Source organism: Flavobacteriales bacterium (assembly GCA_021296215.1).
In the GTDB taxonomy this organism is placed as follows: Bacteria; Bacteroidota; Bacteroidia; order Flavobacteriales; family ECT2AJA-044; genus ECT2AJA-044.
The window spans coordinates 1-12180 of sequence record JAGWBA010000073.1 but is presented as its reverse complement, the minus strand read 5'-3'; the positions used below and the strand labels follow the sequence as shown (position 1 = coordinate 12180).

At 48.2% G+C, this 12180-nt stretch carries 9 protein-coding genes; all 9 read right to left on the bottom strand.

The features are described 5' to 3' along the window. Window positions 1-174: 174 nt before the first annotated feature. Entirely contained in the window at window positions 175-1851 is a 1677-nt protein-coding gene (locus J4F31_10535; GenBank protein MCE2496994.1) for a T9SS type A sorting domain-containing protein, read from the bottom strand. Window positions 1852-1937: 86 nt separating this feature from the next. Continuing rightward, window positions 1938-2927 carry a T9SS type A sorting domain-containing protein gene (locus tag J4F31_10530; protein ID MCE2496993.1) on the bottom strand — a complete coding sequence of 330 codons (990 nt, stop codon included), beginning with the start codon at window positions 2925-2927 and terminating at the stop codon, window positions 1938-1940. Between the two features lie 67 nt (window positions 2928-2994). Continuing rightward, window positions 2995-3639 (bottom strand): class I SAM-dependent methyltransferase, encoded by a 645-nt coding sequence (locus J4F31_10525; protein ID MCE2496992.1) that lies wholly within the window; start codon window positions 3637-3639, stop codon window positions 2995-2997. A gap of 1 nt (window position 3640) precedes the next feature. Continuing rightward, the gene (locus J4F31_10520) at window positions 3641-4870 is read right to left on the bottom strand and encodes an insulinase family protein (protein MCE2496991.1); all 1230 of its coding nucleotides are present in this window, start codon (window positions 4868-4870) and stop codon (window positions 3641-3643) included. A 98-nt stretch (window positions 4871-4968) separates the two neighbouring features. Further along, window positions 4969-6756 carry an acyl-CoA dehydrogenase family protein gene (locus J4F31_10515; GenBank protein ID MCE2496990.1) on the bottom strand — a complete coding sequence of 596 codons (1788 nt, stop codon included), beginning with the start codon at window positions 6754-6756 and terminating at the stop codon, window positions 4969-4971. A gap of 22 nt (window positions 6757-6778) precedes the next feature. Next, a complete protein-coding gene (locus J4F31_10510; protein MCE2496989.1) occupies window positions 6779-7957 on the bottom strand; it encodes an acetyl-CoA C-acyltransferase in 1179 nt (392 codons plus the stop codon). A gap of 16 nt (window positions 7958-7973) precedes the next feature. Continuing rightward, window positions 7974-10376, bottom strand: coding sequence for a 3-hydroxyacyl-CoA dehydrogenase (locus J4F31_10505; protein MCE2496988.1), 2403 nt, complete (start codon window positions 10374-10376; stop codon window positions 7974-7976). Beyond that, complete coding sequence (locus J4F31_10500) at window positions 10373-10816, bottom strand: MarR family transcriptional regulator (protein MCE2496987.1); 444 nt, start codon at window positions 10814-10816, stop codon at window positions 10373-10375. The genes J4F31_10505 and J4F31_10500 overlap by 4 nt, the downstream gene beginning before the upstream one ends. A 112-nt stretch (window positions 10817-10928) precedes the next feature. Beyond that, window positions 10929-12180, bottom strand: a 1252-nt coding sequence (locus J4F31_10495) for a long-chain fatty acid--CoA ligase (GenBank protein MCE2496986.1), incomplete at its 5' end; no start/stop codon positions are given.

The window sequence follows — 12180 nt, the reverse complement described above, 5'->3', positions numbered from 1 at the left end:
ATGCTTTAGCTCATAATATCAGAAAAATGAGCGCATAGATCCAGGCAATAGACTGACTTGCTCAAAAAAAATCTTCACAAAGATTAGTAAAATCAACTACTTCTCAACTCATAAATGAAAAAGCCGTCTCAAGTTAAAATCGAGACGGCTTCTTTTCAGTCATTTTCGAAAAAATCAATCAAAATAAACTTTCATTGGAATAACCCTTCCATCTAATTCGACATGAACTATGTATAAACCAAATGAAAAATGACTAGCGTCAACTTCCAAAGTGCTTGAATTCAACCCAGTGTTCAATCCTTCGTATGAAGTTAACATCTGGCCTTGCATATTGAAAACCTTCAAATTCACAATGCCACTGCAACCATTATTCATTTCCACAATTAATTTGTTGGATTCGCTATTCCGGTATACTTTCAAGTCATTTATACTAATGCTCATTTCTTGAAGGTTTGAGCTACGAGGATCACCATTTTCAATTCCAATTCTAGCGGCGGGCTGCTCACAACAAGGTACAGTATCCACGACCCAACCCTCACCACAAGTGTATAATCTAACTCTATAATTCAACACTTGTGAAGCATAATCCCTTATCTTTCCTCTAATATTCGCATAAATTTGGCGTCGATCAGCATTTCCATAACTGACCACTTCCGTAACATCCACTACATTATTGATCTCTTCACCATTCTCAAATTTTCCAATTACTTCAAGATAAAACCGCTGCTCGCCATTGTATTCGCACCTTGGCATATTATTTGGGAACTGAAGACCGGAGCGCCAACGATATTCATTAGCACTTGTTAAATCGAGTTCTTGGATAACAAAAGCTCCCGAAGGAATAGTCGGACTACCAGGGCTATTCGAGGCAAAAAAATCAAGGTTTTTAGTTGTTGTACTATCTACAAATCCAACAGTTATTGCATTGTCTCCCCAGAATCCTTCAATAGTAGCTAAATCGGTTGTAAACAATACCTCTTGAGCCGTGCTCCAATCATTATAAGCTGGCCAAACGGTATGAGAATTTGGCATATGATCTACAAAATTGTTCACCGTTGTAAAAGCTTCCGCTTTTAAACCGACAGTCCCTGATGGAGCACAACGTTCGTCCCATTCTTTAACGCCGTAGTAGAGCCACGCGTCAGGTCCATTCGTATAATACATATACCGAGTCGGAGCTGAAACAAAATAAACAGGATCCGCAATGGGAAACTGCGGAAACGACAGTTTAAACACTCCACCGGATCCCATATGCCAACCTTCCCAATAATTCCATAGCTCACCATATCTTTTGAATTTAGTTTGAACATCGCAAAGAGTCAGGTTATCAACATCATATTGATGTAGTAAATTTTGGTTCGAATCGAATATCCGCTTTGTAAAAGGCCTATCTAGAATCTCCATATAGTCGCCCGATGGTGGAATATACCAGTAATCGTACTTACATCGGTCTGAAGTAAGCCAACCCAATTCATTTGTATACTCCGCTTCTTCACAACCCCATTGTCCCGTCTCAATCGATGTGTCTAATTCGCCCGAGGTATTGAAGCCATAAACATAGCCGTCCCAATTGCATTGAAAACCACTTTCAATATCATCTCCAGCGCCTGTTAACCGACCAATGTGAATATATATTTCGTCATGTAAGGTTGATGAAGCCCCGTAGTCGGGAATGGCCCCATTTGGAAGTGTACTACAAATTTCACAGGGCTCGCATGACTCCGTGGTAAAATACTCACACCCTATGAACCATTCATATTCCAAATCATCACATGGAGCATCCTTAGGCTCAGTTTGTGCCTGACTGAAAGTCCAAGAATTAACTGGCAAACATGCGAATAGTACTCTCATAATTAGGAATTTAATTAAGCTCTTAAAAAAATAAAAAAGTCAAGCGTACAACGCTTGACTTAATCTTAACTATACGTTAAAAGAGCTTATTTGCTCAAAACGAATTTACTCGTAAGACTGTGCGCATAGTTACCCGCAATAACTGTGTAGTAATAAACTCCGGCGTTCCAATTTTCGACTGGCAATTTGATCTCATGACTTCCGGCACTCATTGAACCGAATTCGTCATTCATCAATACGCGACCAGTAGCGTCATAAACAATCACTTGTACTTCGGCATTATTCTCAATTTCGAACTTCAAGCTAGCTTGACTAGCAGCTGGATTAGGATATACCTGAGCCTTTACTCCGTTAATGAAACTCTGCTCCTCAATGCTGCTTACAGACAAATCAACGATAGGGAAGATTGCAAAGAATACATCCAAACCCCATCCAGAATAAATGCTGTACCAGCTACCATCACTCCAAGATTCAAAAGAAGAATTGAAACCAACATCGTCTCCATCCGCAGACGCTACCAATCCAAGCGTATCTGACGTGGCATAAAGCGCGTTGAAATTGACTCCCATCGCATAGTCAGTCATAACGGTCAATTGTACAGCGAACATGTGAACATGCGCAGCGTCAAAACTAGAAGCTGTATCAATCGCACTTACGGGCCCTGACGACTCACTAAGCAAAATGGTACCCGGACCAATGCCAGTTGAATCAGTAGTAGTGTTAGCCGTGCCGTCCATGTCATAAATGTTGAAATCCACGGCTCCGTCACCCTGTACATCCTTTCCACCAAACCAGAAAATACCACCTTCGATGTTATATCCATCTTGTACTAGGAAGTATTGGGCTTTTTCCATGTCGCCATAACCGTTGTTACCGCCAACATAACCTCCACTGGCCGAGTTGTAAAATACCCATCCGGTAGAAGGTCCTCCACCTGGAATCAGGGTATCTGTAGGAACGCGCAATGAGGAATTAGGTCCCTCAAAAGCTTTATTCGAGGTTTCATACGCTCTCGACTGTCCAAAAGCAACTGTAGACAACAGAGCACAAAACAAAAGTGTAGAGATTCTCTTCATATAAGGAGATTTTGAATTAATAGATTAAACACAAATATAGCGAATACGATTCACAATGCATAACCAATTACCCGACCTTGCGGCACATCATGAGCCCATCGCGAAGCGGAAGCAGCATATTTTCAACGCGATCATCGTCCTGAACGAGCTTATTGAATGCCTTTAATCCGGCCGTATCCGCATCGCCCTTATCCGTTTTTTCCAACACTTTCCCGCTCCACAGTACGTTGTCGGCCAAGAGGTATCCGCCTACTTTCAAATCATCGATCACCTGATGGTAATAATGCACGTAATTCTCTTTATCGGCATCCAAAAAGACCAAATCCCACGGACGGCTCAATTCGTTCAGAATGACCTTAGCCTCACCCAAATGGGGGTGAATTCTATTGCCCCCTTTGGCCTCATCAAAATAGCCCGCCGTTCTATCGGCGAGCTCCTCGTCACAATCAATAGTGTGAAGCTCTCCATCGGGCCGTAGGCCCTCTAAAAAACAAAGCGCACTGTAGCCCGTGTAGGTACCGACCTCGAGCACGAAACGGGGTTCGATCATTTTCGAGATCATCGCCAAGAACCGACCTTGGAGGTGGCCGCTCAACATGCGCGGATTCAGTACCTTCATGTGGGTTTCGCGATTGACCTTTTGCAGTAATTCACTTTCGCCGCTGGTATGTGTTGCAGCGTATTCTTCGATCTCGGGGTTCAGAAAATCCATATCACTTGGCTTGGTAGACCAAGGTACTCAATTGGCGCGGATCAAAGATCTCGTTGGCGACCTCGATGACGTTTTCCGCGGTCACGGCCTCAACCTTTTCGGCCAAATCGTGCAGGTCTTCAAACTGGTTGCTCTGCAGCAATCTCTTTCCGGCAGCGAGCATCAAACTGCCGTTGTTTTCCGTGGCGATCGCCAACTGTCCGAGCAGCTGTTTCTTGGCGCGACTCAATTGTAGCACGCCCAGTTTTATCTCTCTCAGCCGGCGCAACTCGCGCTGAACCAAATCTATTGAGTGCTTCATTTGCCCCTTGTCCGTGCCCAGATATATGCCAAAAACCCCGGTGTCGCTATACGCCTGGTAGTAACTTTCGATGTGATAAGTAAAGCCGTACTTTTCGCGCACATTGAGGTTCAATCGCGAATTCATCCCGGGTCCACCGAGCAAGTTATTCAGCAGGGCCATGGCCGTGAGGCGGTCGTCGAACGTCTCGTAACAGCGACTGCCCAAAATACAGTGACTTTGAAAAGTATCGCGTTGCACAATGCGCTCTTGGGTGCGGTATGGGGCCGGTTCTTTTCTGGTTTTCGGCCTCTCGGCCGGAAGCGTTCGTTCGCCCAAATATTGATCTAAGTACTGGCGCAGACGTTTTTCACTAATTCGACCCACACTGGCGAAAACCACTTCATTCGGCGCATACCTCCGGCGTCTGAAATCGTGCAGCATGGGCGCGGAAAAAGTATTCACGATCTCGGGAGTTCCCAGGATATTCCGGCCTATGGCATCGTCCGGGAACAGCATCTCCTCGAAATCATCGAAGATCAGTTCGCCGGGCGAATCCTCGTAACTGAAGATCTCGTCGGCGATCACCACTTTTTCCTTGGCGATCTCCTTGACCGGAAATACCGGATCGAGTAGGATATCACTGAGGAGTTCGATGGCACGACCGTAGTACTCCGACAAAAAAGAGGCGTGTAGCGTCGTGTCTTCCTTTCCCGTGAAGGCATTGAGCTCGCCACCAACATCCTCCATACGACTCAGGATATGGTAAGCCTTGCGCTTATGCGTGCCCTTGAACATCATGTGTTCAATAAAGTGAGCGATTCCCTGTTCGTCGGGACGCTCATCGCGACTTCCGGCGCCGAGAAATAGCCCACAATGAGCTACGGGCCGATCCATGGGGATGTGGATCACCCGAATGCCATTGGCCAGTTGAAAACGAATCGGATTCATGGCGGCGAAGATACGTTAAAGTGCAGGGCTTAGCGTAAAAAAGCGGATACCCACATAAGTCGGTATCCGCTACATTAACCAAAACAGTCTACTCCCGCTTAGGAAATAGAAAAACAGTATTTGTTCGCTTCAATGAGCTCATCTGCAATGGTGCGACGTACTTCTTTGATGTTGATCTTCAAAGGCTTCGTAAAGCGCTTGAGTCCCATCATCAACAGTTGTCGGTCAGCGCCTTCGGCGAACGATCCAATAGCTTCGCAACCTGCGCGCGCTACTTCTTCAATAGCATTGTACACGTAAAGCTGAGTCATGGCCACCTGACCTTTGACCTTGTCTTCACCCCTCGTTTTGGCCAGCTTCAACGTTCTCAGCATGGCACTTTCGGCAGCATAGGTCTCGATGATCATATCCGCTACGTTCATCATGATCTCTTGCTCTTCTTCGATCTCGGTTCCAAAGGTCTCCACAGCCTTTCCGGCAACCATCAAAATGGCTTTCTTCAGTTTACCCAAGACCTCTTGCTCTTCGGCCAACAACTCGTCGTAATCCGGAGTATCGAAACTCGGGATCGACATCAATTCATTGGCCACGTTCATGGCCGGAGTCACGAGATCGAGCTCTCCTTTCAGGGCTTTCTTCAAGATCATGCCTACCGTGAGCATACGGTTGATCTCGTTCGTTCCTTCGTAAATGCGAGCAATACGAGCGTCTCTATAAGCAGCAGACATAGGAGCATCTTCCGAGAATCCCATTCCACCGTACACTTGAACTCCTTCGTCGACTACGTAATCGAGCACTTCGGAGCCGTGTACCTTGGCAATGGCACATTCAATAGCGTATTCCTCAACTCCTTTGAGCTTGGATGTTTGAGGATCCGCACCTTCGGCGAGCAGTCGATTGATATTGTCTTCGATTTCCTGTCCGGCTCTGTAGGTCATCGATTCTGCCGCATAAACTTTCGAAGCCATCTCGGCCAATTTCGACTTAATGGCACCGAACTGAGCGATCGGTTGTCCGAATTGAAGACGCTCATTGGCGTACTGTGTCGACAGCGTGGTGATTCTGCGAACGCTATCCATACAAGCAACGCTGAGCTTGATACGACCCACGTTCAATGCATTCATAGCGATTTTGAACCCGTTTCCGCGCTCGCTGAGCATGTGGTTCACAGGCACCTTAACATCATTAAAAAAGACTTGACGAGTACTGCTGGCGCGAATACCCATTTTTTCTTCTTCGGGATTCAACTCCAAGCCTTCCGATCCTTTTTCTACGATAAAGGCCGTGATGTTTTTGTCGTCTTCTATACGTGCAAACACGATGAACAAGTCGGCAAAACCGGCATTGGAGATCCACATTTTTTGTCCGTTGATGATGTAGTGCTCACCGTCATCGGTCAATTTGGCCGTGGTCTTTCCCGAGTTCGCATCCGATCCTGCTCCGGGCTCCGTTAGGCAGTAGCAACCCATCCACTCTCCTGAAGCGAGCTTAGGCAGGTACTTCTGTTTTTGCTCTTCAGTACCGTACAACAAGATCGGAAGGGTGCCTATACCCGTATGCGCACCATAGGCGGTAGAGAGCGAACCGCTCACGCCACTTACCCGGTCACAGATGAGCATGGTCGTATTGAAATCCATACCGAGGCCTCCGTAATTCTCCGGTACTCCGATTCCGAGCAAACCCATTTCACCCAACTGCTTCATAAGCTGTTCGGTCCACTCGTAATCCTTTTTCTCGAAGCGCTCGCGCTGCGGTACAACTTCTTTTTCGATGAACTCCGTGGCCGCATTGGCCATCATGCGTTGCTCTTCGTTGAAATCTTCCGGAATGAATACCTCGTTCGGGGTTGCGTCTTTGATCAGGAATTCTCCTCCCTTCAGTGCCATCTTTATTCGTGTTGTTAAGTTCTTATTTGAGTAATTCGTAAATACCGGCAGCTCCTTGCCCGGTACCCACACACATGGTGACCATACTGTACTTCTTGCCTCTACGGCGCATTTCATTGAACAGTTGTACGCTCAGCTTTGCTCCTGTACATCCTAGAGGGTGACCCAAAGAAATAGCGCCACCGTTCACGTTAACAATGCTTTGATCGATATCGAGCTCACGGAGTACAGCTAGCGACTGAGACGCAAAGGCCTCATTGAGCTCAATGAGCTCGATGTCGCCGAGCTTCATGTCGGCTTGCTTCAACGCGGCCGGAATGGCCTTTACCGGCCCAATACCCATAATGCGTGGTTCAACGCCCATCGCCGTGTAGCTGACCAATCGCGCAATGGGCTCCAAATTGAGCTCTTTGACCATGCGCTCGCTCATGACGATCACAAAAGCTGCCCCATCACTGGTCTGCGAAGAGTTACCGGCCGTTACACTTCCGCCTTGTGCAAATACGGGACGAAGCTTGGCCAGTGCCTCCATGTTGGTTCCGGCACGAGGACCTTCATCTGTATCGGCCGTAAACTTGCGTACTTGGCGCTTCTCGCGTTCATCGAGATAAACCTCTTCTACGTCGATCGGCAGAATATCGTCCTTGAATCTCCCCTCTTCAATGGCCTTCAAGGCTTTCATGTGGGAGTTGTAGGCAAATTCATCCTGATCTTCTCTCGAAACCTTGAATTCGTTGGCGACAGCCTCGGCGGTCAAGCCCATACTGAAGTACCAATCGGGGTTGTTTCGGGCCACATCCAAGTTGGGAGTTACTTTGTATCCGCCCATGGGTATGTAACTCATGCTTTCGACCCCACCGGCGATGATACAATCGGCCATACCGTTCTTGATCTTCGCCGAAGCAATAGCAATGGTCTCTAAACCACTGCTGCAGTATCGGTTAACCGTCATTCCAGGCACTTCGACCGTATTAAGCCCCATCAGTGAGATCAAACGACCTACGTTCAAACCTTGCTCAGCCTCAGGCATCGCGTTTCCGACGATGACGTCATCGACGCGGGTCGGATCCAATTCCGGAAAGGCTTTCATGAGTCCTTGAATGGTTTCCGCCGCTAAATCGTCTGGGCGCTTGAAACGGAACTGTCCGCGGTTCGCTTTACCGACTGCCGTTCTGTATCCTTTAACTATATATGCTTCCATTGTTATCGTCGTATTTTTAGTTGCGCAGTGGCTTTCCGGTTTTCAACATATGCTGAATACGCTCCAGCGTTTTTCGCTCTCCACACAAGCTCAAGAAAGCCTCGCGTTCAAGGTCGAGCAAATACTGCTCACTTACGAGCATCGGTTCACTCAAGTCTCCCCCAGCCATTACGCAGGCGAGCTTGCGCGAGATCAACTCATCGTGTTCGCTAATGTACTGTCCGCTCTTCATGGCATGCGCTCCGATGTAGAACATACCAAGAGCTTGCTTTCCGAGGACTTTGATCTTCTTCCGTATGGGTTGAGTATAACCAAGATTCGCCAATTCAATGGCAGCGGCCTTGGCATCGGCGATCTGACGATCCTTATTCAGAGAAATATGGTCTTGTCCTTCTCGGAGGATCTTGAGGTCAAAGGCCTCTGTAGCACTCGTGGCCACCTTGGCCATTCCGATGTTCAAGTAGTACTCGCGAAGTGCATTCAACTCCACATCGTCCTTCATATACCGCTCGGCGGCTCGCAAGGTCATTTCCTTGGTTCCACCTCCACCCGGAATCACTCCCACGCCGAACTCTACGAGTCCAATGTACGTTTCGGCCGTGGCTTGCACCCGATCGGCGTGCAGGGTCATTTCGCAACCTCCACCTAGGGTCATTCCGTGCGGGGCTACAACGACCGGAATACTCGAGTAACGCACCCGCATCATGCTGTCTTGGAACATCTTAATGGCGAAGTTGAGCTCGTCGTAGTCTTGCTCGATCGCCATCATGAAGATCATTCCCAGATTGGCTCCGACCGAAAAGTTCGAAGCCCGGTTACCGATAACCAATCCGCGGTAATCTTTCTCGGCCAGGTCTATGGCCTTATTCAATCCTTGGATAACCCCACTACCCAGCGTGTTCATCTTCGATCTGAACTCGTAGTTCAAAATGCCATCGCCCAAGTCTTCGACGACCGATTCGGCGTTGCTCCATACCGTTTTCGATTCGCGAATGCGATCCAATATGATGAATCCATCTTGTCCGGGTACTTTGGCCGATTCATTCTTCGGAATATCATAGTACAAGAGCTCACCGTCCGACAGCTCGTAAAAGCTTTTGCGGCCCGATGCCACCATTTCTTTCACCCAGTCGGCAACGGTCAACCCCTCATCCTCAATGAGCTTCAAACCTTTTTCAACACCGATCACGTCCCAATACTCGAAAGGTCCTAACCCCCAGCCAAAACCGGCCTTCATTCCATCGTCGATACGGAACAAATCGTTTGAGATCTCGGGAATTCGATGGCTCACATAAGCGAAGACTCCGGCAAACATCTTTCTGTAAAAGTCGCCAGCTTTGTCCTTACCGCCCACAAGCATCGGTATGCGCTCCTTGAGGTCGGTCACCTGCTTGGTCTGCTCCAATGTGGTGAACTTGGCCCGCTTTTTATCGCGGTATTCCAAGGTCTCGAGATCGAGCGTCAAAATATCGGACGACCCATCCTCTTTCCTCACCTTCTTATAGAATCCCTTTCCCGATTTCGAACCCAACATGTCGTTGCTCACCATTTGCTCGATAAAATCGGGCAAGGCAAAGAGCTCGTTCATTTCATCGTTCGGAACAGCCTCCTTAAGACCATTGGCCACATGAACCAAGGTATCGAGCCCCACAACATCCGATGTCCGGAAAGTTGCCGATTTTGGGCGGCCCAAAACAGGACCGGTGAGCTTATCGACCTCTTCGACGGTCAAGCCCATCTCCTTTACGGAGTGGAACAAACTCATAATGCTGTACACGCCTATACGGTTCGCAATGAATGCCGGTGTATCCTTGGCCAGTACAGTTGTTTTTCCGAGGAATAGATCGCCGTATTCCATCATGAAGTCCACGATGGCCTGATCGGTCTCTGGGGTTGGAATGATCTCCAACAAGCGCAAATATCGAGGTGGGTTAAAGAAATGCGTTCCGCAGAAATGCTTCTTGAAATCGTCTGATCGACCTTCGAGCATTAAGTGGATCGGAATTCCGGAAGTATTGGTCGAGATCAACGTACCCGGCTTGCGGTGCTTTTCGACCTTGTCGAATACCTGTTTCTTGATATCGAGCCGCTCCACAACTACCTCCATGATCCAGTCGACTTCCGCGATCTTATGCAGATCGTCATCGAAGTTCCCTAAAGTCACGCGGTCTGCGTATTCCTTTTTATAAATAGGCGAAGGGTTCGATTTCAATGCGTTCCGGAACGATTCGGTCACGATGCGATTCCGCACCACCGCGTCCTCCTTGGTCAATCCCTTTTTCTTTTCGGCCTCCGTCGGTTCGAACGGCACGATGTCGAGCAACAACACCTTCACTCCAATATTGGCGAAGTGCATCGCTATGCGCGACCCCATGATCCCCGAACCGAGAATGGCTACTTGTTTTATCGTTCTTTTCATGCGTCTGTTAAGTGTATTTGCTTTTCGTTGATCAGCGTTTGAATGGCATCCATGACTTTAAAGAAGGCCTTCATATCGGCATCCGGAACCACCGTCCGTACCCGCTCATTGAAGTTGACCACCGCGTCTTTCGACACCTGACGTTTGCGCTTTCCTTCGCGCGTCAGCGACACCAGCACTCCGCGCCCGTCGGCCGGATTCGGTTTGCGGTCGATCAGGCCTTTTTCCTCCATGTTCTTCAAGGTGCGCGACAAGCTCGTGGGCTCCATCCCAATGCGCGGCCCCAACATCGTTGAAGGCGTTCCTTCCGAATCCACGTTGAGCAAAACGTAGGCAATGGTCAACGTTCCCCCGTACTTTTCAGCCTCCTCGTTATACATCCGAGCAATGCTGTGCCAAAGCGCCTTAACCTGGAAATCAATGGTTTCTTCTCTTTTCATGGATGTCGAATATATAAAAATATATTATGCAAGCATAGTATTTAAGGTTAAATAAAAAAGAATCCGCCCAAAACTCGTTTAAGCGGATCCTCATATCTATGTTTTTCTCGCCCTACGGGCGGAAGGGTGGCTCCCCGTATATTTCTTCATAGAGCCCGGCGTACTTCTCCAGTATCGGTTTTCGCCGTAGCTTCATGGTCGGAGTCAACTCTCCTCCCTCGACTCCCCATACTTCCGGAGTCAATTCAAACTTCTTGATCTTCTCCCAATTTCCATACGGTTCGTTCTTCTTAGCCACTTCCTTTTTATACCGATCAATGATGCGCTCATCTTTGATCATTTCAGCATCGGTGGAGTAGGCAATTCCCTTGATCTCACACCAACTCTTAAGGTGGGCAAAATCGGGCTGAATAAAGGCCGCAGGGTGCTTACGCCCTTCCCCAATGACCATGATGTTTTCAATGAAACGGCTCTCTTTAAAGGTATTCTCCATGATCTGAGGAGCAATATATTTGCCACCCGAGGTCTTGAATATCTGTTTCTTACGATCGGTGATCTTGAGGAATCGCCCTTCAACGATCTTGCCGATATCGCCGGTATGGAACCATCCGTCGCGAATGACCTCATTGGTCAAATCTTCGCGATTGTAGTACCCCATCATAACATTGGGTCCTTTGACTAGGATCTCACCATCTTCCGCGATCTTCACTTCAACGTCCCGGATCACGGGGCCTACCGTTCCAATTCGTCGATCATTGTCATTATCTCCGTTCACGGCAACAACTGGTGAAGTCTCGGTAAGTCCATAACCTTCCTGAATTGGAATACCTGCCGCTAGGAATATTCTCGCTAGTCGTGGGTTCAAAGCCGCACTTCCCGATGCCACGGCCTTGACCTTACCGCCGAGGGCGGCTTGCCACTTACTGAAGATCAGCTTTCGAGCGATTGCCAGTTTGAATTTGTAGAATGCCGATTTACCAACAATATCGTACTCCTCCCCAACGCTCACCGCCCAGAAGAACAAGGCACGCTTAATGCCCGTCAGGTCTCCTCCCTTTGCAATGATCTTGTCGTACACCTTCTCGAGCAAGCGCGGCACGGCCGTAAAGACTTCAGGTTGTACTTCCCGAATGTCATCGCCTATGGTATCCAACGATTCGGCGTAGTACAGCGATACGCCGGAGTACACGTATAAATATATGATCATGCGCTCGTAAATGTGGCACAAGGGCAAAAAGCTCACACCTTTGGCCTGCGTATCGACCGGCAAACGCGGACGACTTCCCATCACATTACTCACGATATTCCTGTGACTCAACATCACTCCTTTAGGTTGGCCCGTAGTTCCAGAGGTGTAGATCAAG

Excerpts from the sequence above, each read along its gene's own strand:
- J4F31_10530 (MCE2496993.1), bottom strand. The coding sequence starts at position 2,927 with ATGAAGAGAATCTCTACACTTTTGTTTTGTGCTCTGTTGTCTACAGTT.
- J4F31_10500 (MCE2496987.1), bottom strand. The coding sequence starts at position 10,816 with ATGAAAAGAGAAGAAACCATTGATTTCCAGGTTAAGGCGCTTTGGCAC.
- J4F31_10515 (MCE2496990.1), bottom strand. The coding sequence starts at position 6,756 with ATGGCACTGAAGGGAGGAGAATTCCTGATCAAAGACGCAACCCCGAAC.
- J4F31_10510 (MCE2496989.1), bottom strand. The coding sequence starts at position 7,957 with ATGGAAGCATATATAGTTAAAGGATACAGAACGGCAGTCGGTAAAGCG.
- J4F31_10505 (MCE2496988.1), bottom strand. The coding sequence starts at position 10,376 with ATGAAAAGAACGATAAAACAAGTAGCCATTCTCGGTTCGGGGATCATG.
- J4F31_10520 (MCE2496991.1), bottom strand. The coding sequence starts at position 4,870 with ATGAATCCGATTCGTTTTCAACTGGCCAATGGCATTCGGGTGATCCAC.
- J4F31_10525 (MCE2496992.1), bottom strand. The coding sequence starts at position 3,639 with ATGGATTTTCTGAACCCCGAGATCGAAGAATACGCTGCAACACATACC.
- J4F31_10535 (MCE2496994.1), bottom strand. The coding sequence starts at position 1,851 with ATGAGAGTACTATTCGCATGTTTGCCAGTTAATTCTTGGACTTTCAGT.